Origin of the sequence: Dictyobacter kobayashii (assembly GCF_003967555.1) — a bacterium.
GTDB classification, from domain to species: Bacteria; Chloroflexota; Ktedonobacteria; order Ktedonobacterales; family Ktedonobacteraceae; genus Dictyobacter; species Dictyobacter kobayashii.
Genome location: NZ_BIFS01000001.1, coordinates 3,077,934 through 3,101,280, shown reverse-complemented (window position 1 = coordinate 3,101,280; position 23,347 = coordinate 3,077,934). Strand labels below are relative to the sequence as shown.

Sequence of the window (23,347 nt, the reverse complement as noted above, 5' to 3'; positions counted from 1 at the left end):
GCTACAATACAATGACTATAGTTTAAGCAAAGTTCTGTTCGTAGGAAGAGAAGAAAGAAGGCCTGGCGTGAAAGAGAGACTCTTTCTACCACAACGACCACATACCACAACCATGATCAAACGCTGGCTTGTTGTCATCTTGAGTATAGGTATCCAACTGGGCCTGCTAGTATTCTTGAGTACCCAACAGCCAGAACATCCAGAGGTTACGCTGGCTCCGGTAAATGGACAACCAGACGCCTGCCAGGTGCTCAATGTAACTCCTTTTACTGATGCCTGGACCAATAATGTGCGCGCTGGCTCTGTGATCTATCCAAAAGAGCCACCATTCTCCCCTGGTCCGGGACATCAACAGATGTGCCAGCTAGAGGGCAATATTATAGCGACGACCGGGCCCGGTGGACATCCCTTCACTATTCACGCCGCCCCACAAACATTAAATCCGCTAGATATCTTCATTGCTGGTATGCTGGCCTTGATCTTTGATATCGCGGGCATGGCGATCTTCTTCCGTTCGCAGGATCGACCGACCGCACGCGTAGCCTTTATCCTGTTTTATGTCGTTTCATTGATGTGTAGCCTGTTTGGTACCTTTAGTCTTAATGTCCATTGGGCCAGTGCGCTTTTTATCAACCTGCTCATTTTGACCACAGGACTTTCTACTACCTTTGTCTGTCTCTTTCCACATCCAATGGTTAACCACACCACCAGGAAGGGACGTCGCTGGCTCCCTTATTTACCTCTGAGTGTGGGAGTTGTGCTGCTGGTTCTCAACCTCATCCCTCTATGGGAACACGCACATATGCTTTTCTTGTTCTCGACCTTCCTCTACAACATCATATGTGTGCTGATAGTGATTGGCATACTTATCTGGGGCCTGCGCAATATGGCGCGCACCGAACAGCAGTTGGCCCGCATGGTCATGATTGGCGTCATTTTCCTATTGATTATTTCAAGTCTGAGCATTGGCATCATTCCACCCATGCCCTTCTTCCATCAGAGTTTGCTCCACCTGGTACCGGTGCCACTGGTTATTCTGCCCATCATCTGTGACTATGCAATTTTCCGTCATCAACTTTTAGGCACAACCAGCCTGCTGAGCCGAAAAGTGATGCGCGTCTTTTTGTGGGCCTTGCTATCCTGCGCCTTTATTTTTCCGGCCATTATCGCGCTACGCACCTTTGCCAGTGGCGATAGTAGCGCCCAACTGGAATGGCGCGATTATCTGTACGCGGGCTTAATGGTGGTCAGTCTCTGGCTCTTCCCCTTCGTCTGGAACAAGGTACGCGACGCCGGTGACCATGTGTTTTATCATGATTTCTATCAGTACAATGATGAGCTACGCCAGCTCAGTACGGCTTTAACCGGGCTACGCGGACTGGACCAGATCAGTGCCTTTATTCTTCCCAGGCTGGAGCAGCTACTGAATGCCAATGAGGTAGCACTCTTTATTCGGGCCACCTCGCAGGACGAGATGCGCTATGTGGCAGAGCAGAGTAACGATACCAGTAACTGGCATATCTATCGCTATGCGCAGAAGTCGCCGGCTTACACGGATATACAGATGAAAAAGGCGGCCAATGCGGCTCTGATGCATTTTCGCCAGCGCTCTTTTGAACCCCTGCTACTGGATAATATTATCTTGTTCTCACTGTATGATGGCGACCTGATCACAGGCTTTCTATGCCTGGGTCCCAAGCAGAACTACGAACCTTATAGCAGGCAGGATAAAAGCTTTCTGGCCTCACTGGTGGCCCAGCTGTCAGTCTTAGAGGTCAACAATCGCTATCTCACACAAGCCCAGGCGGATGCGCAAAAGTTGATGGCACTCAACCATCGCGTGATTCAGGCTCAGGAAGAGGAGCGACACCACCTGGCGCTCGATCTACATGATGACGTACTGCAAGAAGCGATGTTGCTGGTACGCCAGCTATCCGATGCCAAGAATATACATGCACTGGACACGGCACTACCAATGGCCCGCTCAATAGTCACCAATCTGCGCCGCACCTGCCTGGCGCTCAGACCCTCACTGCTGGAAGAACTGGGCCTGGCGGAAGCGCTACGCTGGCTTGGGCGCCAGAACGAACTTGTCGGCGGTAAGCAACTACACGTGATCGTCTATAGCCTGGGGCAGGAACCAGCCAGGATGGACGGCGCGTCAAGTATGGTGGAGCTGGCATTTTATCGCGTGGCCCAGGAGGCGCTGGCCAATGTGGTGAAACATGCCCATGCCACCAAAGTCGTGGTACGCCTGCGCTATAGCGTCCACGGAGAGATCTCGCTGGTAATTGCGGACAATGGCCATGGCTTCCGCCTGGGCGATCCACGCCTCGAAAGCCTGGGTATTGTAGGTATGCATGAGCGTATGGCCGCCATCGGCGGCTCAATTACAGTACGTACAGAACCTGGACGCGGCACAGCTATCCGCGCCACCTATACCCCTGAACGGGCTCTAGCGGAGACCACCCTGCTCACAAATTTGCCTGGCCCACAGGTAGAAGTCATCCCTGCACCTTATAATGAAAGCAAGCCCATCAAGGAGGAGCTGGTCAAATGAAAAACACTCATACTGTGACCATCCTGTTAGCAGATGATCACGCCATGATGCGTGAGGGCACACGTAAACTGCTCGAAGAGGATTCCTCACTGGAGGTGATCGGAGAGGCCCAGGATGGGGCCGAGGTACTGACTTTCTGCCAGCGGATGCAGCCTGATGTGGTGGTTCTGGATATCTCGATGAAAGGCATGAATGGCTTTGGGGCCGCCCAGGCTCTCCTGACGCACCCACAGCCAGGACACACACCGCCCGCCATCCTGGTCTTGACCGCCTATGATCAGATTGCCTATGTGCAGACCATGCTGAAATTTGGCGTAAAAGGCTACTGGCTAAAGAGCGCCAGCGGCAGCAATATCCGCCAGGCTATCCATGATATAGCGCAAGGCAAACACAGCCTCTCCCCGGAGATTCGCCAGTTGCTGGATGAAGAGCGCGCAACCCTGACCGGGCCCCGCGAACCATTGACCGGTCGCGAGCTAGAAGTGTTGCGCTTAGTAGTACAGGGACTGCGCAATACCGAGATCAGCAAACGCCTCAGTGTCTCCGTCAAAACAATTGAAACCCATCTGACCAGCCTGTATGGCAAGCTAGGCGTACAATCACGCGCCGAAGCCATTGCCCTGGCCCAGAGACAAGGCCTCCTACTGGAAGAACGCTAAGTTTTTTATATCAATATACAGTTTATAAAAGCTCTACAGAAAGTGCGCTTCGCGCACTTTCTGTAGAGCTTTTATAAACTGCTCGGGCGCGCATGCGCACGTCCACAAGCAAGCAATGCCATGATGTATACTATAGCGACCAGTCGCTAGATATCTCTACCAGACACAGATAAAGGATAGCTTGTATGGCAAAAAAAGTACGTACGCAGGCAATGCGCGTATTGGATGCACAAAAAATCCCATATACAGTCCACCTCTTTCCCGATACCATCCATAACGCCGAAGAGGTAGCAACCCGGATCGGTCTGCCGGCCTCCCAGGTTTTTAAAACCCTGGTGGTATTGCGTGAAGACGCCCCAATGCCCATCCACTGTTGGTAATGGTACCGGCCAACCAGGAGCTCAATCTACGCCACTTCGCCCATGAGATCGGGTCCAAAGCGGTACACATGGCTGGTCACGATCAAGCGGAGAAATTGACCGGCCTCAAAGTTGGCGGCATTTCGGCCCTCGCCCTGCTCAACCGTCCCTTCGACGTATATATCGACGGGAGCGCCTCCCAATTTGACGAAATCGCCATTAGCGCCGGCCAGCGCGGTGTCAACCTTCAGCTAAAGGTCGATGATATCATAAAGCTCACCTCCGCCACATCCGTGCGCCCCTCGTAGGTGCGACCCCTCGATAATTCGTTTTTTTGTTTGATTTTGATCTTTAAATGAAACGCGACATACGATGCCCATAGGGCGGGCCTCGCGCTCGAACAACCTCTGCCTGTAGGTCGATTACCTTACCGCACACCTGAGTGTATAGTATACACTTATAGGGTCTCAGGTTATCGTACCAAATACACTAAGGTGCTATGGATGCGCTCCTTATGCGCCTTGAGTCAGCTAAAAATATGCTTTATTTCTGCCATTTGCTCCTTGTTGTCATTTAAATTGCTTGCTACCATTGCAAAAGAGCGTCCAGGGATGCGATGAAATCTGATAGATAAAACTCCTCAAACATGTTATGCACCAAAATCTTTTCGAAACGGGCGACAATAATCAGGTCAGTAATCGGGTAAAGTTCTGATGTCTAGAGGCCCCCGCCAATGTCATACTATGCATGAACAAACAAAAAGAAAAAAGCAACGAAGCGAATTGGACTCTTGCAGATAGATCCACGAACATAACAACGTTACGATAGACAATAAGGAGAGCATCTGTGGATGCATTAACACTCTCACGCTTACAATTTGGCAGTACGATTATCTATCATTTCCTCTTTGTGCCACTGACAATGGGCTTGTCCTTGATTATCGCCCTGATGGAAACGCAATATGTACGCACAGGAAATGAAACATACAAACGCATGGCCCAGTTCTGGGGCAAACTGTTTCTTATCAACTTTGCGCTTGGAGTAGTGACCGGTATTGTACAGGAATTTCAATTTGGAATGAACTGGTCGACTTACTCGCGCTTCATTGGCGATGTCTTTGGGGCTCCGCTGGCGATTGAGGCGCTGCTGGCCTTCTTCCTGGAATCGACCTTTCTGGGCGTCTGGATCTTCGGCTGGGAGAAACTTTCGAAAAAGGTACACCTGCTGGCGATCTGGCTGGTAGTGCTGGCCTCTAACCTCTCTGCCTTCTGGATTATTATCGCCAATGCATTTATGCAGCAGCCGGTTGGCTATGCCATCCACAATGGCCGCGCAGAGATGACTAACTTCTTTGCCCTGTTAACCAATCCAACCCTGTGGGAGCAGTTCCCCCACGTCTTCTTCGGAGCAATCACGACTGGTGCTTTCTTTGTAGTTGGTATCAGTGCCTATCACTTCATCAAAAAATCGGCGGACCATGATTTCTTCCAGCGCTCAATGCGCATTGGTCTGATCGTCGCCCTCGTAGGTAGTATCGCGGTCTCAGTAGCGGGCCACCTGGGTGGTCAGCATGTGGTACAGCAGCAGCCAATGAAGATGGCCGCCGCTGAAGCACTCTGGGATAGCGAGAGCCCGGCCTCTTTCTCCCTGTTCACCATTGGTGATCCTAAGAATATGAAAGATGTTTTCGCGATCAAAGTCCCTTATGCCTTGAGCTTCCTATCCTATAACAACCTGACCGGCGAGGTAAAAGGTATTAAAGAGCTGCAAGCCCAGTATGTCAAAGAGTACGGTCCTGGCAACTATGTTCCTCCGGTAGTGGTAACGTACTGGAGCTTCCGCCTGATGCTGGGCGCGGGCGCTGTGATGGCCCTGCTGTCAATGGCTGGCCTCTTCTTGATGTGGAAGAAGCGCCTGGAGCAGATGAGCTGGTTCCTGTGGATACTGGTCGCGGGCATTGCGCTCCCATATATCGCCAATACCTTTGGCTGGGTGCTCGCTGAGATTGGTCGCCAACCCTGGCTGGTCAATGGTCTGTTAAAGACCGCTGACGGTGTTTCACCTTCAGTCAGCACAGGTGTGATCCTCTTCTCGTTGATCGCATTCATCGCAGTCTATGGTGTGCTGGCCGTCATCGATGGTCTATTAATGCTCAAAGTAGCACGTCAGGGTGTCGAAGCCGTAGAGACACATGTAGAGAGTAAAGAAGAAGAGCTGGTTACAGCTTACTAAGAAGAGGGAAACTATGGACCTACAAATACTCTGGATTGTTCTGATTATGATCCTCTTCACAGGCTTCTTTGTACTGGAAGGATTTGACTATGGTGTCGGTATCCTCTTGCCATTCCTGGGCAAGAACGATACCCAGCGACGTATGATTATCAACTCGATCGGCCCGTTCTGGGACGGCAATGAGGTCTGGTTAATCGCGGCTGGCGGAGCCATCTTCGCTGCCTTTCCCAACTGGTATGCCACCATGTTCAGCGGCTTCTACCTGGAGATGTTCCTGGTCTTGCTGGCCCTGATCTTCCGCGGCGCGGCCATTGAGTTCCGCAGCATGCAGGAGAGCCCACGCTGGCGCAAACTGTGGGATAGTATGTTCTTTATCGGTAGCCTGCTCCCTGGCTTCTTATGGGGTGTGATTGTAGCGAACCTGATCCATGGCGTGCCAATCGACGCTAAAATGAATTATGTGGGCACGCTGCTCACGCCATTCAATCCCTTCGCCTTGCTCTGTGGCCTCGTCGTGGTCGTGCTCTTCGCACTCCATGGGGCGATCTTCCTGAGCCTGCGCGTTGAGGGTCCTTTGATGGCACGGGCCGAACAGGCCGCCCAGCGCCTCTGGTTGCCAACAGTGGTACTGTTCCTGCTCTTTGTCGCTTACGGCTTTAGCAACTCAGCGGTCTTCCACCGCCTGCTGCTGGATGCAAAGATGATGCCACTGGGATACGCCATGCTGGCCGCTCTAGTCTCTATCCCATTGCTCATGAAGCGACACCATAGTGGCTGGGCCTTTATCATGACCACAGTAACTATTGTGCTGGCCGCCCTGACCATTGGCTTTGGGAGCTTCCCCAATATCATGATCTCTAGCCTCAATCCAGCCTGGACACTGACGATCCGCAATGCTTCGTCCAGTCCATATACCCTTACAGTGATGAGCTGGCTGGGACTTACCATTGTGCCGATTGTATTGCTCTATCAGGGCTGGAACTACTGGGTCTTCAAACAGCGTATCCAACCACACAAAATCGGCCACTACTAATATCAAAGCATCCTGTACCCTGATATAATGGATTGACGTTCATCAGTCAGGGATACAGAGTATGCGCCACGCTTGCCCTACCGCATAGCCAATGCGTGGAATACCATCAGAAAAAGTTCAGAAGGATCTGAAACAAAGCTAGCCGCAACAGCTTGTCAACGCGATCAGGAGCGGTGCTCATGAAGATTAATAAACGCCTGCTACAATATGTCAAAACGATGCGCATTTATGTGGTAATTGTGGGTGCGCTCAGTTTACTTACCGCCATTTTTATTATCCTACAATCACACTATATTGCCTCTATCATCAATGCAGTCTTCTTAAATAAACAAAGCCTGACTCAGGTGACCAGCGCCCTGCTCATCTTGCTCGTAGTTCTGTTGGGTAGAGCGGCGGTCATCTGGGGAAACGATATCGCGACCAACACAGTCTCGGGAAAAGTCAAAAGCGATCTGCGCCTGCGCCTCTTTAACCATCTGCTCAAATTAGGACCAATGTATGTGCGAGGCGAACGTAGCGGGGAGATTGCCAATACCACGACGGAAGCAGTTGAGTCGCTGGATGCCTACTTCAACCTGTTCTTTCCGCAGGTATGCGCGACCATTATTATTCCGGTGGCCATCCTGATTATGGTCTTCTCGACCGATGTACTCTCCGGCGTCGTACTGCTGGTGACCTGGCCGATCCTGCCCGTATTTATGATCCTGATCGGCCTGCAAGCAAACGCCATGACTGAGAGTCGCTGGCGCCAGATGAGCCATCTGAGTGCGCACTTTCTGGATGTCTTGCAAGGTATGACGACGCTTAAACTCTTCGGGCGCAATAAGATCCAACAAGAGACGATTCGCCGCATGAGCGATCGCTATGGAGATACCACCATGGCAGTGTTGCGAGTGGCCTTTTTATCCTCTTTTGTGATGGAGCTGGGATCAACCATCAGTAATGCGATTATCGCTGTTGAGATTGGGCTGCGCCTGCTCTACGGCAATATTCCTTTTGAGCAAGCCTTCTTTGTGCTCCTGCTCACACCCGAGTTTTACCAGCCCTTGCGCAATCTAGGTACTCAGTTTCACGCCAGCATGAATAGCTCGGCAGGTGCTCAGCGTATCTTTGATATTCTAGAGGTGCCCGTGAAAAATGAGAAGCCGGCCGCCTTATCTACCACGCCAGCGAAAATTGAGCAAAGACTATCTATCGACGGGATACACTTTGCGTATCCAACAGCGGACGGACAACGCCAGGAGGCCCTGCGCGGCGTCTCCTTTGCTATCGAGCGCGGCCAGAAAGTCGCCCTGGTGGGTAAGAGTGGCGCGGGCAAGAGTACACTGGTCAATCTGCTACTACGCTTCATTGAACCCGATCAGGGCAGTATCCAGGCTGACGGCAAGGATATCCGCAGCTTCACAGCTGCCGAATGGCGAAAGCTGGTAGCCTGGCAGCCACAGCGCCCCTACCTGTTTAATACGACGATCGCCGATAATATCCGCCTGGGCCGGCCCGAGGCCAGTATGGAAGAGGTCATTGAAGCGGCCCTCATGGCGAATCTGCATGATTTTATACAGACGCTTCCGCAAGGTTATGAGACGCGGATCGGTGAGCGCGGCACCCGTTTGAGTGGTGGACAACTACAGCGTCTGAGCCTGGCACGCGCCCTGCTCAAGCAAAGTCCTATTCTGCTGCTCGATGAGGCCACCTCGACCCTGGATGCAGAGAGCGAGGCCAGAGTACTGGAAAGCATTGACCGCGTCGCCCCCGAGCATTTTGTCTTGATCATTGCTCATCGGCTGCATACCATCAGTAGCGCGGACCGCATTGTTGTCCTGCAGGATGGTCAGGTCATTGGTAGTGGAACACATCAGGAGTTACTCGCCCAATCGCCTGCTTACCAGGAACTGATCAAGGCGTATGAAGAAGAGGAGGCGATGGTATGAACACCACCCTAAGGCGTCTGTTACAATTGGCCTGGCCGATTAGAAATTGGATGTTACTGGCCGCCCTGCTTGGTTCATGTACAGTGCTCAGCGGCATCGGCCTGCTCACAACCTCGGCTTATCTTATTTCAGCAGCCGCCCTGCATCCTTCGGTGGCAGCCTTGAATGTAGCCATTGTCGGGGTACGCTTCTTCGGCATTGCCCGTGGTACATTCCGTTATCTGGAACGCCTGGTGTCGCACCGCGCGACCTTTCGGTTGCTCGCCAGGCTACGCGTCTGGTTTTACAGCGCCCTGGAACCATTGATGCCAGCGCGCCTGCTGGAACAAAAAGATGGTCAGCAGCAAGAGTTGCGCAGTGGAGATCTCTTGCGTCGTGCGGTCTCTGACATTGATACACTTCAAAATTTCTATATCCGCGTCCTGGCCCCCCCGCTGGTTGCACTGATCATCGGTATCCTCATGTGGATCTTCTTTGGCTTCTTCGGGGTGGTCTTTGGCCTGATCTTTATCGCCTTCTACATCATCTCTGGCATTGGTGTTCCCTGGTTGGCCCATCTATTAGGCCGGCGTGTCAGCCGTGAAATGATCAGTACCCAGGCCGAACTGGAGTCACACCTGGTCGATAGTGTACAGGGCATCGCCGACCTGGTCGCCTTTGGTCAGGAAGAGCGCCAGGCACGATATATCCAGACCCTGAACAAGAAGATGCAGAAGTTGCAGATGACCTCAGCCTATGTCAGTGGCATGCAGGGCACCTTTACCAACCTGCTGATGAACCTGACGGCCTGGACCATGCTGCTGGTAGCCATCCCCTATGTCTACCGGGGTGAGCTAAATGGCGTGTTCCTGGCGGTCCTGGTACTGGGTGCCCTGGCCAGCTTTGAAGGGGTTATGCCTCTGGCGGCATCCTTCCAGCAGTTAGGTGGCAGTCTAGAAGCGGCCCGCCGCCTGTTCGAAGTCGTGGACGCCAAACCAGCGATCAAGAATCCCAGTCAGCCCTCGCCTACGCCGGCTGATCAAGCGCTTCAGGTTGAGCACTTGAATTTCCGCTATGCCGCCAGCGAGCCATATGTATTGCAGGATGTTAACTTTACGCTACCTCAGGGAAAATGCTTGATGATGGTTGGCCCCAGCGGCTCTGGCAAATCGACACTGGCCCATCTACTCTTACGCTTCTGGGACTACCAGGAAGGCAAGATTACACTTGGCGGCTCTCCGTTACAGGATTATCAACAGGATGATCTCTATAAAATGGTGAGTGTGGTGGAACAGGATACGCACCTGTTTAATACAACTATCCGTGAAAATCTACTGCTTGCGCGCAAGGGAGCCAGCGAGGAAGAACTTATCGAGGCCTCTAAACAGGCCCAGCTGCATGATTTTGTGCAGAGTCTGCCAGATGGTTATGACACCCAGGTTGGAGAGCAAGGGCTACGCCTGAGCGGCGGTGAACGGCAACGCGTCGCCATCGCGCGGGCCTTCCTCAAAGACTCCCCTATCTTACTGCTGGATGAACCAACGGTAAACCTGGATGCAATTACCGAGCGAGCGGTGCTGGATGCGCTTAAAATATTGCGTCAACAGCGCACAACCATTATGGTAACCCATCGCCTGGCCGAGATGGAGATGGCCGATGAGATCCTGGTACTACAGCATGGTCAGATCGTCGAGCGCGGCACCCATACCTCGCTATTGCAAAACGAAGGGCTCTACTGGCGCATGTGGCAACAGCAGCGCTCAAAAACCATCGCTTCGGCCTGAGTTTACGCACCTTCGGCGCTCAAGGAGTGTTTCTTCTCTGATGCAAAAAGTGCGATGTACGAATCTTTGCATCAGAGAAGAAAGAATATAAATAAAATAGATAGATAATTACTTAGCATTCGGAGCATCAAGAATCAAACGTTGGGCGCGCGCGACCAATTTATCGCGTTCATCTATCTCTTCTTGCGTAATCACCTGGCCAACCTCCAGACTTGTCACAAAAGCGATGCCATCGTAGGCAACCTCTATTAATTGGTTATACAGATCTTCAGTGTACGCTTGCAACTCTGCCTGAGTAATGATTGATGCCGCCAGTTCCGACAACGGCTTAAGTTGTTGGTGGATCTCAGCAAGAATCTGCTTGACAGGTCGGTCCTCCATCAAATGCCTCCAGCATAGGTAACTATTCGTTCAGTAGTAGACAGACGTGATGTACGGTAGAAACATCACAACGACTACAATTTAGTTCCTGGCATGAATATATTTGCATAATACCATATAAACAGCTAAAATTCGATAATGCTTTTCGCGAGATAGCCCTTTTTGTATGCTTCGCGGTTGCTTATCCCCCTATCAACCACGGCCAGATCCACAGGATACCTAGCAGCACCGCCGCCAGTAAAATTAAAAATATAATGACGGGAAAAATTCGCGAAGATGTATGGGCTCCCCTCTGCTGGCTGGCAGCATAGCGAGCAATGGTCGCCGGTAAAACAGCGGTGCTTAACTGAGAATGCTTTAGTTGAGGTGAGGGGGCCGGGGCTCGCAGCATGGCATTATATGCCGGTGCATTGGACTTATCCTTCTCAGCTTCATTTCCCGCTGAAGGAACAAGGGACCAGACATTATCATCGGCAAACTGAATTGATAAAGGATTTCGATTGGTAGGCAAGGGCAACGCGTTATTGACATCGTCACCAATTACCACCCGCATTAAGGCATAGAGAAAGTCGATCGGCCGTTGATAGCGCTGCTCTGCATCTTTTGCCAGGGCTCGCAACACGACCGCTTCTAAGGCCTCAGGGAGTTGAGGATTAAGCTCACATAGCGAGCGGGGCTGCTCATAGAGATGCATCGTCAAAACACGGATAGCCGTATCGGCGATAAATGGCACATGCCCGGTCAAGAGCTCATATAGTACGACACCTATGCTATAGATATCGCTCGCGGGAACCGCTTTACCTTGAATTTGTTCAGGGGACATATATTGGGGGGTACCCATAATGCTATTGGTGTGGGTGGCAAAACCGGATAACGCATCCCTCTCCCCTTCTCCTTCATCCGTCAGTACCTTTACTAACCCAAAATCCGAGAGGACCAGCGATTGATCCGCCTTAAATAGCAGATTGTCTGGTTTGATATCGCGATGGATCAACCCACGATCATGGGCATACTGTAAGGCACGTAGGATAGGCGTAAGTAGATTGAGGGCATCGCGCGGTGAGAGCTGCTGCTGCTGTTGCAGATAGTTGCGCAAAGAACCTAAAGACAAATATGGCATAGCAAAGTACACCATACCATTGTAGCGACCATACTCATAAACCGTTAAAATATTAGGGTGCTCCAGTTGAGCTACAATCTGCGCTTCACGTTCAAAGCGGCGTAAAAAGGTATCCTGCCCATCCTCACGCGGCTTAAAAACCTTCAGCGCGACCTCACGGTTTAAATAGGTATCTCTGGCCAGGAAAACGGTTGCCATACCTCCTCGGCCAATCAACCTGATAATCCGATAATGTCCTAAACTTTGACCGACCATTTCACCTGGCCCCATTCCATCCACTCCCTCTATGATCGAGTATAACTCACCTTCACTTTATCCCAAAAAACATGCAGAGTAGTTCACTTTAAATAGTAACATGACATTCAAGCACAAGCAACTTCTCATTCTACAGCAGCCTATAAGATAGGCGATACCACAGACCAATTTTGGACCGCTATTAGTACTTTTGGAGCAATACTATATGCGTGAATAAAGGGCATCTACTACTATATGAGGGGAACGCTATAAATAGATAACAGTAATAACAATAGTCGCTTTACCTTTCTTGCTTCACAGAGTGGCAATGCGTGACGTATGATATATAAATAACTATCAGCATCCAGCATTTTTTACTCTTTGCCAGGATTAAAGGATCACCATTATGGAAGATATGACCACCAAGGATATCCAGCAGCCTTCAGAACCACCTCAGACACCTGAGAGAGGGCATCTGAAAGGCTCTTCACCCTGGAATAGATTATTGATTCCACTGGTCATAATCTTGCTTCTAGCAGGGTTCGTGCTAACTAATCTATTCCAGGCTCTAAACGCTCGTACACTTAGTTTACAAGCTCAAAATACACAAATTCAACTGGCCCGCACCCAACAAAATCAAACAATCTTACAAAACTACCTTAACAAGATATCTGATATGCTAGTACATGATCAATTGCTGACTAAACGTAAACAATCTGATCCCGCCAAGATAGCCGCCGATGCCCTGACCCGGGATGCCTTCAGCCGCCTGGACCCGGAGTGCAAGGCCGAATTAATGCGTTTTATTTATCAAACAAAACTCGTTAGTAATGATAGTGTAGTACTCAATCTACAAGATGTTGATATCAGCAATGCGCATATGAGCATGATCGATCTCCGTGATACCTACCTGGTGGGAGCTAATATGAGTGGGGCAGACCTGCATGGTGCGACCCTCAACGACACGATTCTAATATTTACCAACCTCTCGGGCGCTAATATGAGTGGAGCCGATTTGCATGCCAGCGATATGCACAATACCAATTTAACTGGAGCCAACCTGGCCGGAGCCAACTTACGCGACGCCCGTGGACTTACCACAGATCAGTTAGCAAAAGTTCGCTCCCTGAAAGGGGCCACCATGCCCGATGGCACGGTTCATCGTTAAGCCAATTTTTAAAACGGACAAAAACTTCATCTTTAATTCATTTTTCTCTGCTAAATTAATAGGTACTGTGTCAAAGATCACATTTGAAAGCAAAGGGATCAAAACCGTAACTCTATGAAGGAGTGTTGCGTGCATATCTTAGTTGTCGAAGATCATCCTACCTTGGGACCGGATCTCAAAAGAGGCTTAGAAAATAATCATTATGATGTTGACCTGGTAGCCACAGGGCCAGAAGCACTGGCACGGGCTTTTAAGTTCTCCTATAACCTGATTGTCCTGGATGTATTATTACCTGGCCTCAACGGCTGGGAGGTCTGCCAACAACTACGTGAACATCAGCAAACAGCTCCGATCCTCTTCCTCACCGCGTTAAATAAGGTGGATCAGCGCATCAAAGGATTGGATATGGGCGCGGATGATTATCTGACGAAACCATTTGCCTTTCAAGAGCTTGAGGCTCGTGTACGCGCCCTCTTGCGCCGCGACCAGGCCCCCCAATCGCCCATCCTGCGCTTCATGGATATCGCCCTGGATACACGCACCCACGAGGTCCGACGTGGCGAGCGCACACTAACCCTATCCAGTAAAGAATATGCGCTCCTGGATTTCCTTATGCGCCATCCCCATCATGTGCTCAGCCGCGATATGATCGCTGAACATGTCTGGGATTATGATGCCGAACATCTCTCTAATGTGATCGATGTGTATATTCGTTATCTACGCACCAAATTGTGTGCTGATGGTGAACCAGATGTCATCCATACTGTTCGTGGCTCTGGCTATCAATTAAAGGAGCCAACACAATGAAACTATTTCAAAAACCTTTATGGCCATTAGGTATTCGTCTGCAATTAACACTCTGGTTCACATGTGTCTTTGCGATTCTTCTATTTGTCGCCAGCGCGTTCCTCTATAAGCATTTACAGACCTCGCTAGCGGGCAGCCTGGACGGTGCCCTGCAGAGCCGCGCTGAACAGATTGCCGGCGAGATCTATATGGAAAATGGCACCATCCAGATGCATGAGTCGGTTGGCGAGCTGCCCGGATTTGACCAGGAAGCCACTAACCGCGCCGTCACATCGTCCGATGTGAATGACGATATTCTGGTCCGCCTCCTGGATGCAAATGGCAAGCCGTTCCGCACGACCCCCGCCTTTCGCTTACTACGCGTGCCCTCCAGCAGCATCACTCAGACGCTTGAGGGACAACCCTGGCAGGCGACCGTGACCACTATAGATGGTCAACAGAATGCTCGTATCTATAGCCGCACCATTAATAAAGATGGTAAATTAATTGCTATCGTACAGGTAGGGCAATTTACCGGTGAACTACAGGATATGCTCCACCATGTGGCCGAAGAATTGTTAATTATGGGCATAGTGGTGCTACTTTTCAGTGCCCTCGGCAGTTACTGGCTAGCCTCGCGCGCCTTTGCGCCTATCCACAATTTGATTCGCACCGCGCGCTCGATTAAAGAGGGTGATCTTCAGCAACGTGTGCCGGTACCGGCCGCCCGCGACGAAGTGCATTTTCTGGCCGTTACCTTGAATGAAATGATTGAAAGTCTGGATACGGTCTTCTCACGCCAGCGTCGTTTTGTGGCCGATGCCTCACACGAATTACGGACCCCGGTGGCAGTTATTCGCAGTACTACCGATGTAGCCCTGCTCCATGCGACTACCCAGGAAGAATATATATCCGTGTTGCGTAATGTGAACGCAGAGGCCGAACGGCTTGGCCGCCTGATCAATGATCTGCTGGCCCTGGCTCGTGGCGATGAGGGGAAAACCAGATTGGAACGCGAACCGGTACGGCTCGATCTACTGGCAGATGTGGTGGCCGCCAACGCCGATACCATCGCGGAAGATCATCATGTGACCATTTACCGCGCCCAACTGCAGCCTACCACAGTGATGGGAGATGAGACGCGGCTGATTCAGATGGTGATGAACCTGCTTGATAACGCCATCATCTATAGCAACGCCGGAGGCTCAGTTACTTTGAGTGTGACGAGTACGGCAAAAGAGGCAATTATATCCATCCAGGATACAGGTATCGGCATCGACCAGGAACATCTGCCCCACATATTTGAGCGTTTTTACCGCGTTGATCCGGCTCGTGTCCGCGATGCCGGTGGCAGTAGTGGACTCGGGCTGGCGATTGTAGATTGGACCGTCCAGGCCCACCAGGGAAACATTCGAGTCGAGAGCCAGCCGGGTCAGGGTAGTACGTTCATAGTTACCCTCCCACTCGCCGTTGAAGCCCCGGTCAAAGAAAGTGTACTGGTCGGGGGGCGCGAGAAAGTCAGAAAATAAGCAGCATTTCAATCTATTCGTTGTGTGTGATATAAAGAAGTTTACAGCCTGATACAATAGAGCTTATAAGATTTCCGCCTTTGCCAGATGATCTATAGCTATCTCAATCACATAACACAACGATTCAAAAGAGAGTAGATGCTAATGCCTTATACATCCATACGTGAAGCTGCAGACGAGATTCATGCGGGGATTATTACACCCACAGAACTGGTCTTAGAGACATTAGAGCAGATTGACGAAGCTGATGGAGAGATCCAGGCTTTCGTGAACGTTATACGTGAGCAGGCACTGCAGGACGCTGAGCAGGCCGAGCGTGAGCAACGCACTGGCCTCTATCGCAGTCCTCTACATGGTATTCCCATTGCGATCAAAGATTTAATCGCCGTCAAGGGTTTCCCTACGACCGCCAGCTCGAAAGTACTGGCTAACAATATCTCGGCAGAAGATGCCATGGTCATCGAGCAATTGCGTAAGGCTGGTGCCATCATTATTGGCAAGACCAATACCTTCGAATTTGCCTATGGCCCTTACGCGCCCCCAACGCGCAATCCCTGGGATCACACGCGTACGACAGGCGGATCCAGCGGCGGCTCAGCAGCCGCCGTGGCCGCAGGTATGACCCTGGGAGCCATTGGCACAGATACCGGCGGCTCAATTCGTATTCCGGCTGCCTGTTGTGGTATTACCGGACTCAAGCCAACCTATGGCCGCGTCAGCTGTTATGGCGTGATACCACTTAGCTGGTCGCTCGATCACGTTGGCCCACTGGGACGCAGCGCCGAAGATTGCGCCATCCTATTCGACGCCATCGCCAGATACGATCCCCGTGATCCCAATAGTGTATCTGGTCCCCCCAGTCGTCCCGCCGCCACCCTGATTGAAGGTGCCGAGGGCCGGGGACCACTCTCACTGCAGGGTCTACGCCTGGGCATCCCCAGGATGCTTTTGTAGATCCTATTGATCCAGAGGTTCGCCTCGCCTGGAAGGCTGCCTGCCGCGTCCTGGAAGAAGAAGGCGTAGAGATACTCGATGTCGAACTACCACGGCCAACCATGGATCTCTATCGCACCATCCAAAAACCTGAGGCCACCCTGGCCCACACTCAGAAAGGCTGGTATCCAGCCCATAGTGAACTCTATAGTGAGCTGGTGCGCACCCGATTACAGGAAGGCGAACGTATTCCAGCTGTGGCCTATCTAAATGCCCAGCAAGAACGCCGTATATTCGCCAGCAGTCTGCGTAGCTTGATGCAACGCGTAGATGCCCTGGTGCTACCAACCATTCCCACACCAGCCATTCCACTGGAACTAGCCGGAAAAACAATTGAGATCGATGGGCAGAGCGAAGACGCCACCACCGCTTACCTGCGTATCACGATGCCCTTTAGCCTGGCTGGACTACCTACCGTTGCCTTCCCAGCTGGTTTTAGCGCCGCGGGACTACCTATCGGCCTCCAGGTAGTAGGCAGACCATTCGAAGAAGCTACGGTACTCCGTATCGTTAATGCCTATCAACAAATGACCGATTGGCACCAGCGTCAACTTCCTTCCGCCATTAATAAAGATATATAAGGTGTGTCTTACTCCCATCATCATGGGAAGCGTGCCACTCTTGAGTGGACATGCGCTGGCGCGCTCAAGAAATATACTTTTTGCACCACACAAGTATATTTCTTGAGCGCCAATCGAAAAATCAAACCGGCTAGAGATCCTTGCCCCACAAATACGCAAATATTATCAATACTGTCACCATCTACCTCTTGTATCTCGTATGTAATGTGAAACATGGTATTAATAAGGAGCCTTCATGCAAGATCAAGATCTAAAAATACAAGCTAGCAAAAAAGATTTCTTACAGGAAATTGCCGCTAACAATTACAAATTACCTGACGGAATCGAGCCCTTTGCCTTTGCGCAAGCCCTTTTAGCCAATCTCGCCTCCCCGGATGCAGAATTACGAGACGATCTGAGCTCCATCATTCTAGCAGGCGGCATCATCAATCAGCAAAAATTAACGCAGCAGCAATTAGAAGAGCTCCTTTCAATTACCCTTGATCGAGATCACCTCTTCTATAGGATCGGAGAAACAGGGACAGACTCGGTCTTTATGCGCAGCTTTTCCAGTCTCATCATCGCCTCAATTCTCTTTAACGACTCGCCTGATCCCCATTTTCCACCCTCGACGATCATCAATGTCAAAGAAAAACTCTTTCATTATGCCCAGGAAGAGAAAGATTGGCGTGGCTATATCGAAGGTAAAGGATGGGCACATGCGATGGCTCACCTGGCAGACGCGCTGGATGAATGCGCTCAACATCCCCACATGTCAGCCAGAGACCGCCAGGAAATCCTGGTCCAGGTCAGTGAACTAGCTACCCTGGGCAAACCCCTTTATCATGAAGAAGATATTCGCCTGGCTAAAATTGCCTACCACATCATCATTGGGCGTCAGGTTGATGAGGATTTCATCGACAACTGGATCGACATGTGCTCAACTTCTCGTGAACTAGATGTAGTATCCTGGACCCGTATCACCAACGCCAAAAATGTTTTACGCAGCCTCTACTTTTTACTGCATTGGGATAATATGGCTCCGCTGGTCACAGAGCGCATCTCGTCCACACTCTATAAACAAGACGAAGTCTACCTCGAGAAGAAGACAGCAGAAGAATAAAATAAAAACAATCATCCAACAAATACAAAAAAGGATGTCCGTCTATTTGCGGGCATCCTTTTTAACCAGAAGAGTATAAAATCATAACATTATGTTTGATTACCTCAATAACGTCTCCACCGTATCTAGTAGATCATCCAATTCAAAAGGTTTATGTAAGCTCACCAGGTCACGCTTCTGCACCTCATCGACAGGCATATATGCGCTCATCAGAATGGTTGGCACATCGGCAACCTCATCCATTGAATGCATCTGATCATACAATTCCAGACCATCCATTTGTGGTAAGCGATAATCAGTAATTATCAGGGACGGCTTCAGAGAGCGCACAGCCCTCAAGGCCTCGAAGCCATCCGGCACCAGCACAGCATTATAAGACGTCTCCTGGGCGAGAGCATCGATCAGAAGAGAGCCAATACTATCATCATCTTCTACCACTAATATCGTTTTGTGTAATCTATGTTGTCCCATATGGGATGATTCTTTCAGTTGTTGCATAATTCTAAATCCCCACCATCACTATTAAAAACAGCGCTAAAATTACTTCCAATTAATGAAGAACACGGCCTGGAAAAGAATGCGGTTTCGACAAATATGCCATTTTGGATTAGATTTCACTTAGGAAATATTTCTAGCACGATAAAGCTGGCAGCGCGAGCACAACATAAGCCCAACAACGCTAATTAGAGCAGTTATTGAGTAAGAGTTAAAAAAGCTAAAAATCTCATCTGCTCAAAAAAGCTACCCCAAAATTCTCCATAAAAAAAGCTTGACAGCCAGAAAGGTTATCTGTATAATCTACAACGTAGTCGGCGAACTACACATCATGCCGAAGTAGCTCAGTGGTAGAGCAACGGTTTTGTAAGCTGTAGTACCACTTAAATTATACAGATAACACGCTTCACACCTGCTTTTAGGCGGGTGTTTTTGTTTGTCCATTAGCAGGTGATATACGGTTCTTACGGTTCTGTTTGTGAGATTTTTGCCACTCCATTAGACCTTCTTTGTAGTCGCCTAATAGGAAAGAGGTTGACGTTTCCGGGTCCAGAACAAATGTTAGCCTCTTATTAAGCCTCTGGCCGTACTCTTGCATACCTGCGTGAATAGACATTGCAATACCTGTAGGTGTTTCGCTGGTAGCATAAAATTTGGAGAATATAACGCCTCTCCTTCCAAGTTTCCCCAGCTCCTGCCTGATTCCTCTCAAAAGTCTAGACACATAATGCATCCTTGTTGTGTCGTTAAGATCTGGCTCACTCGCAATGATTAATAAGCAGTTTACAGGTTTGCCTTCTTCATAAGTCTCTACGTTGTCGGCCGTGATGTTCCAGCCTCTTATTTTTCCTGCCATGAAGTCCATTAAGCACTCTTCCTTCAAAGGCAAGAGGTGAAAGAATGCGACCACTTTGTCATCATGTTTTACGACATAGCAGCTTTCGGGATTCTTCCCCAGCCAGGATCGGCGCAATTCTGCACTCATAGTAGGTCCAATGGCCCGTAAAGCGACATCATAAACCATGTCCATGTCAGATAACTGCGCTATTTCAAACGTGGTCTTAGGTGGCTCTTTGGCTGTCAAAAAGGCCATCCATTTTTCTGCATAATCATCTATCTCAGCCTTTAGATAGACACCATACTGCTTTCCTGGCGGGATTACCTTCCTGATTTTCCGTTGGTTTACAAGGTTCCTGAGTGCTGGCTCAGTAATACCGAGCTTCCTTTGTGCCTCACGTCCCGTATAGTAGCGGTCGCTAAGCTTTGGCATTATTGCAGACCTCCCTCAATAATGTAAATGTGACATATGTGCTATTTTTAATTTTACCACAAATGTGAAGTGTTGAAAACACCAACTTTCAAAAAGTTACTTAGCGATATACGGTTTTTAATGTGAACATCAAAAATGTTGACAATCAAATATAAGCGTGGTATATTTCTTCTATAGAAGTTCACATTCACATTTTACACAATAACACAGTCGTACATGGACAATTGAATAGGCATTGAGCCACTACATACACTATCTGGCGAGCCACACCTGAGTAGCCAGGCACGGCAAAAAGGCATGAACGGGGCGGAGGCTGCGCGTACTACCTGGACTAGTGATTGACCAGGTATAGCAGGAGACCTGGAGAACTGTATGTAGCATTTCGTTTCACTTTTCCTTTGTGTTTTTCGTCGCCGCGGTTCCGCCGTTTGGCTACCGTACCCCCCGTTTTTGAGCTCAGAATAGCTGTACGCTTTCTGTACACCAACAGAACATTTAAATTTTTCATCCTCATTTTTTTCTAAAAATTTTTGTGTTTTGCACAGAAAAAACGTGAGTGTTCTATGAAAGTCTCTGAAATTTCGGCGCATTTTACGCTCGAAATACTGTCCGACATCTGGCTACATCTGTCCGAATTAATTTTGTGTCAGCAATATTTTTTTCCTGTTTTCACACAAAAAAGTGTGAGAATGATGTGAGAGTTGCACCGCATTTTACGTTCGAAATAGCGTGCTCTATCGGTACGAATAGCGATTTTTGTTTTTCGTTTTTGTCGAAGAAATTATGACAAGTAGGAGGTAGACACACCTGTGACAGACCTGATGTAAACAGCAGGTCGATGGAATGTCTCACTGGTCACTCACCAGCCCCTGGGACAGCAGGAAACAGAGCAGAGACACCAGTGAGAACCAGATGAGAATAACGCACATCCCTACCAGCTGCTTCCCTGGTGTTGTCTGGCTTGTCCTGATCTTCATCATTAATCGGTGTGAAGAACAGAGAAACAGATCTGAACAAGCAAAACACACACCTACGCCACACCTAAAGACACAGAGAACCCTACCTTAAATCACCTGAAACAACGCTTAAATCGTTGACTCTGCCTGTGCAGGCGTGGGCCAGTCGTGGTTTGTCGTGGGCTGGTCGTGGGCTGGTCATGGGCCGTCTGAGCTCGAATAACGCATTTTTATTTTTCCTAGCTGATGATTAATCACCGTAACATTGTTCATCCTTCTTCCCGCCCACGAAATGAAATGGCGGGTCCACGAAACGGAAAGGAGCCGGCATATGGCACAGCATATTCGTCCTACAACGAGGTCAGATTTTAGTAAAGGTATCTTGATGGGGCGGCAAGCCGTGGATCAGACCACTGTGCAAGACGTGCGTGAGAATCCCTGGAACTTTACCGAAGGGGTTTTCGATACGTACGACCCTAGCTTCACAGAGGAGCTACGAGCGGGCTACGTGGTGGGATATTTGTCTGAGGTGTTTGGTCTGTCTCAACAAGAAAACCCTGGTGCGTTCACAGCACACCAGGGCCTGTGAGATACCAATTAACGGTCATCTAACACATTGTCAGGTACTCTCTTCTAGGATACGTGGGGTTGTGCCTGGCGTCAAGTCTGGAAAGGATACAGACATGCAAAAGATTGCTTTTTCTTCGTCTACTTCTGTTACTCCGCAAGATGCACGACTGTCGGACAATCAAGAGGTTCCTCAAAAGAAGGAATTGAAAGCCTATGTTGTGCCTCCCCATCTATTTACCCCACAGGATACGACCTGGCCACCTCGCACAGACGCACGCCGGGCTGGAGCAGATGGCTGGCCTTTAGATATGTAACACTGACGTTTTCTCTTGTATGGTCAGGTTGATCAGGCACGCGCTGCGGCGCGATCTTTAGAAGAGGAAAACGGTGTGTGCACTCAACCCCTATCGTTTTCCTTTCTCCAACGAAAAAACGCAGGTTTGCAGGTTTTGCAGGTTGCTATTCCCCAAAAGAAGAAAATAAAGACCCCTATACCCTCTCTAAGAGCCTGAGAAGGGCAGTGAAGGGGTATCCCTTTGGAAATTTCATCTTGGATGCTGGGGAAACAAACCTGCGAAACCTGCAAACCTGCAAACCTGATCAGAGACGTGAAGATCCTGTTGTCACCTCCAAACAGTGAAAGAAGGAGAAAGAACTATGCTTGCATTTCAGCCACCGCACGACACCATGAGCACCGAAACAGAGCACCATGTGATTGAAGTTAGTGAAGGATGGTTGACCATAGGGGGGAAGACCTTTCCTGATGATTGCGTCAGCCTGTCCCCTCAAGAGGCAGAGGCAACGCTGCAGCTGCTCTTACAGTGGAAGGCTGACCAGGGCAATAGATACCAGGTTGCATAGTAAGACGGAGCAGATGGGCCAACCATGAAGATGAATAGTATCCTTACCGTGTACAATTGTGTCCTCGCTTTACTCAACTCTCGCCAGGATCAAACTTGGTCAGGAACAGCAGGGCAATTATTGCAGGAGATCCGCCCATATGCTACAGCCTGGCCGCGCTCGGAGTTGCCAGTCAATGAGCGGAGCATGGTCGTCAGATTGAAGTCCTGTAAAAGAGCGCTGGCAGAGACTGCACATATAGAGATCGTCTTTCGTCGTGAGGGAAAGCAGAGAACACGACGAATTATGATCCATGCACAAGTGAAGCTTCCAGCTATCCCACCATTTATATCCTTCTGAAGCGCAAACGAAAGCATTTAGCGTGGATCAGCCTGTAGAGCGGCTCGCAGGTTTGCAGGTTTCCCGCAGGTTTCAAAAAATCAAAACCTGCAACGTGGATCAGCCTGTAGAGCGGTTCGCAGGTTTTGCAGGTTGAAATGACACCTAAGGGCTAGAAAAAAAACACAGTTTGCGTCCGCTTCATGTTCAACACAAGAAAGAGATCCACCCCCAACATGTTTTTTTTCCCTTTGAGGGGTGCTACGGAACAGTGATCCAATCATCACATCGGGCGGAGCGTGTCAAGGTGGGTAGCCCGTAGGGTGCCTTGACACGCTCCGCCCGATGTGATAGCTCCAAACGTTCCGTAGCACCCCGAAGGAAAAAAGACGCTCTTATTCAGGAGATACACGTATGAACCCGCTCTTTATGTTCCAGATCCTGGC

At 49.9% G+C, this 23,347-nt stretch carries 20 protein-coding genes and 1 pseudogene; 17 read left to right on the top strand and 4 right to left on the bottom strand.

The features are described 5' to 3' along the window. Window positions 1-67 precede the first annotated feature (67 nt). The 8 genes from EL645_RS13620 (at window position 68) to cydC (ending at window position 10,537) form a co-directional block, all read left to right on the top strand. Window positions 68-2,560: a sensor histidine kinase gene (locus tag EL645_RS13620; RefSeq protein ID WP_126550868.1), complete on the top strand. Its 2,493-nt coding sequence runs from the start codon at window positions 68-70 to the stop codon at window positions 2,558-2,560. Further along, on the top strand, window positions 2,557-3,219 hold the full coding sequence (locus EL645_RS13615) for a response regulator (protein ID WP_126550866.1): 663 nt from the start codon (window positions 2,557-2,559) through the stop codon (window positions 3,217-3,219). Before EL645_RS13620 ends, EL645_RS13615 begins: the two co-directional genes overlap by 4 nt. A gap of 185 nt (window positions 3,220-3,404) precedes the next feature. Then, entirely contained in the window at window positions 3,405-3,599 is a 195-nt protein-coding gene (locus EL645_RS13610; RefSeq protein WP_126550863.1) for a YbaK/EbsC family protein, read from the top strand. Further along, complete coding sequence (locus EL645_RS13605; protein WP_246035540.1) at window positions 3,599-3,886, top strand: YbaK/EbsC family protein; 288 nt, start codon at window positions 3,599-3,601, stop codon at window positions 3,884-3,886. The genes EL645_RS13610 and EL645_RS13605 overlap by 1 nt, the downstream gene beginning before the upstream one ends. A 538-nt stretch (window positions 3,887-4,424) precedes the next feature. Beyond that, the gene (locus tag EL645_RS13600; protein ID WP_126550858.1) at window positions 4,425-5,810 is read left to right on the top strand and encodes a cytochrome ubiquinol oxidase subunit I; all 1,386 of its coding nucleotides are present in this window, start codon (window positions 4,425-4,427) and stop codon (window positions 5,808-5,810) included. Window positions 5,811-5,823: 13 nt separating this feature from the next. Next, a complete protein-coding gene (gene cydB, locus EL645_RS13595) occupies window positions 5,824-6,843 on the top strand; it encodes a cytochrome d ubiquinol oxidase subunit II (RefSeq protein WP_126550855.1) in 1,020 nt (339 codons plus the stop codon). A 179-nt stretch (window positions 6,844-7,022) separates the two neighbouring features. Continuing rightward, window positions 7,023-8,774: a thiol reductant ABC exporter subunit CydD gene (gene cydD, locus EL645_RS13590; protein WP_126550852.1), complete on the top strand. Its 1,752-nt coding sequence runs from the start codon at window positions 7,023-7,025 to the stop codon at window positions 8,772-8,774. Further along, entirely contained in the window at window positions 8,771-10,537 is a 1,767-nt protein-coding gene (gene cydC / locus EL645_RS13585) for a thiol reductant ABC exporter subunit CydC (protein WP_126550849.1), read from the top strand. The genes cydD and cydC overlap by 4 nt, the downstream gene beginning before the upstream one ends. Window positions 10,538-10,645: 108 nt before the next feature. Here the strand turns inward: cydC and EL645_RS13580 are convergent, their stop codons facing one another. Further along, window positions 10,646-10,918: a hypothetical protein gene (locus tag EL645_RS13580; RefSeq protein WP_126550846.1), complete on the bottom strand. Its 273-nt coding sequence runs from the start codon at window positions 10,916-10,918 to the stop codon at window positions 10,646-10,648. Window positions 10,919-11,099: 181 nt separating this feature from the next. Continuing rightward, on the bottom strand, window positions 11,100-12,308 hold the full coding sequence (locus EL645_RS13575; RefSeq protein ID WP_126550843.1) for a serine/threonine protein kinase: 1,209 nt from the start codon (window positions 12,306-12,308) through the stop codon (window positions 11,100-11,102). A 370-nt stretch (window positions 12,309-12,678) separates the two neighbouring features. Here EL645_RS13575 and EL645_RS13570 point away from each other — a divergent pair, with 370 nt between their 5' ends. The 5 genes and pseudogenes from EL645_RS13570 to EL645_RS13545 all read left to right on the top strand — a co-directional run bounded on the left by EL645_RS13570 (window position 12,679) and on the right by EL645_RS13545 (window position 18,431). After that, entirely contained in the window at window positions 12,679-13,440 is a 762-nt protein-coding gene (locus tag EL645_RS13570; RefSeq protein ID WP_126550841.1) for a pentapeptide repeat-containing protein, read from the top strand. A gap of 129 nt (window positions 13,441-13,569) precedes the next feature. Continuing rightward, window positions 13,570-14,247, top strand: a complete 678-nt coding sequence (locus tag EL645_RS13565; protein WP_126550838.1) for a response regulator transcription factor — start codon at window positions 13,570-13,572, stop codon at window positions 14,245-14,247. Then, a complete protein-coding gene (locus tag EL645_RS13560) occupies window positions 14,244-15,755 on the top strand; it encodes a sensor histidine kinase (RefSeq protein WP_126550834.1) in 1,512 nt (503 codons plus the stop codon). Before EL645_RS13565 ends, EL645_RS13560 begins: the two co-directional genes overlap by 4 nt. Window positions 15,756-15,893: 138 nt before the next feature. Continuing rightward, window positions 15,894-17,329: pseudogene (locus tag EL645_RS45385) on the top strand (amidase). Between the two features lie 235 nt (window positions 17,330-17,564). After that, window positions 17,565-18,431 (top strand): DUF2785 domain-containing protein, encoded by an 867-nt coding sequence (locus EL645_RS13545; RefSeq protein WP_126550827.1) that lies wholly within the window; start codon window positions 17,565-17,567, stop codon window positions 18,429-18,431. A gap of 99 nt (window positions 18,432-18,530) precedes the next feature. Here the strand turns inward: EL645_RS13545 and EL645_RS13540 are convergent, their stop codons facing one another. Further along, the gene (locus EL645_RS13540) at window positions 18,531-18,929 is read right to left on the bottom strand and encodes a response regulator (protein WP_126550824.1); all 399 of its coding nucleotides are present in this window, start codon (window positions 18,927-18,929) and stop codon (window positions 18,531-18,533) included. A gap of 415 nt (window positions 18,930-19,344) precedes the next feature. Then, on the bottom strand, window positions 19,345-20,196 hold the full coding sequence (locus tag EL645_RS13535; protein ID WP_126550822.1) for a helix-turn-helix domain-containing protein: 852 nt from the start codon (window positions 20,194-20,196) through the stop codon (window positions 19,345-19,347). 1,287 nt (window positions 20,197-21,483) lie between these two features. Between EL645_RS13535 and EL645_RS13530 the strand changes: the two genes are divergently transcribed. From EL645_RS13530 to EL645_RS46330, 4 genes are all read left to right on the top strand, one after another. Next, the gene (locus EL645_RS13530) at window positions 21,484-21,741 is read left to right on the top strand and encodes a hypothetical protein (RefSeq protein WP_126550819.1); all 258 of its coding nucleotides are present in this window, start codon (window positions 21,484-21,486) and stop codon (window positions 21,739-21,741) included. Between the two features lie 94 nt (window positions 21,742-21,835). Continuing rightward, complete coding sequence (locus EL645_RS13525; protein WP_126550818.1) at window positions 21,836-22,036, top strand: hypothetical protein; 201 nt, start codon at window positions 21,836-21,838, stop codon at window positions 22,034-22,036. 343 nt (window positions 22,037-22,379) lie between these two features. After that, on the top strand, window positions 22,380-22,583 hold the full coding sequence (locus EL645_RS13520; protein WP_126550817.1) for a hypothetical protein: 204 nt from the start codon (window positions 22,380-22,382) through the stop codon (window positions 22,581-22,583). A gap of 24 nt (window positions 22,584-22,607) precedes the next feature. Continuing rightward, window positions 22,608-22,922, top strand: coding sequence for an AICE-type RepA C-terminal domain-containing protein (locus EL645_RS46330; RefSeq protein WP_503827015.1), 315 nt, complete (start codon window positions 22,608-22,610; stop codon window positions 22,920-22,922). Window positions 22,923-23,347: the final 425 nt, after the last annotated feature.

Bases quoted from the DNA above. Each gene is read 5' to 3' on its own strand.
- EL645_RS13615 (WP_126550866.1), top strand. From the start codon at position 2,557: ATGAAAAACACTCATACTGTGACCATCCTGTTAGCAGATGATCACGCC.
- EL645_RS13610 (WP_126550863.1), top strand. From the start codon at position 3,405: ATGGCAAAAAAAGTACGTACGCAGGCAATGCGCGTATTGGATGCACAA.
- EL645_RS13605 (WP_246035540.1), top strand. From the start codon at position 3,599: ATGGTACCGGCCAACCAGGAGCTCAATCTACGCCACTTCGCCCATGAG.
- cydB (WP_126550855.1), top strand. From the start codon at position 5,824: ATGGACCTACAAATACTCTGGATTGTTCTGATTATGATCCTCTTCACA.
- cydD (WP_126550852.1), top strand. From the start codon at position 7,023: ATGAAGATTAATAAACGCCTGCTACAATATGTCAAAACGATGCGCATT.
- cydC (WP_126550849.1), top strand. From the start codon at position 8,771: ATGAACACCACCCTAAGGCGTCTGTTACAATTGGCCTGGCCGATTAGA.
- EL645_RS13580 (WP_126550846.1), bottom strand. From the start codon at position 10,918: ATGGAGGACCGACCTGTCAAGCAGATTCTTGCTGAGATCCACCAACAA.
- EL645_RS13575 (WP_126550843.1), bottom strand. From the start codon at position 12,308: ATGGGGCCAGGTGAAATGGTCGGTCAAAGTTTAGGACATTATCGGATT.
- EL645_RS13570 (WP_126550841.1), top strand. From the start codon at position 12,679: ATGGAAGATATGACCACCAAGGATATCCAGCAGCCTTCAGAACCACCT.
- EL645_RS13560 (WP_126550834.1), top strand. From the start codon at position 14,244: ATGAAACTATTTCAAAAACCTTTATGGCCATTAGGTATTCGTCTGCAA.
- EL645_RS13545 (WP_126550827.1), top strand. From the start codon at position 17,565: ATGCAAGATCAAGATCTAAAAATACAAGCTAGCAAAAAAGATTTCTTA.
- EL645_RS13540 (WP_126550824.1), bottom strand. From the start codon at position 18,929: ATGCAACAACTGAAAGAATCATCCCATATGGGACAACATAGATTACAC.
- EL645_RS13535 (WP_126550822.1), bottom strand. From the start codon at position 20,196: ATGCCAAAGCTTAGCGACCGCTACTATACGGGACGTGAGGCACAAAGG.
- EL645_RS13530 (WP_126550819.1), top strand. From the start codon at position 21,484: ATGGCACAGCATATTCGTCCTACAACGAGGTCAGATTTTAGTAAAGGT.
- EL645_RS13525 (WP_126550818.1), top strand. From the start codon at position 21,836: ATGCAAAAGATTGCTTTTTCTTCGTCTACTTCTGTTACTCCGCAAGAT.
- EL645_RS13520 (WP_126550817.1), top strand. From the start codon at position 22,380: ATGCTTGCATTTCAGCCACCGCACGACACCATGAGCACCGAAACAGAG.
- EL645_RS46330 (WP_503827015.1), top strand. From the start codon at position 22,608: ATGAAGATGAATAGTATCCTTACCGTGTACAATTGTGTCCTCGCTTTA.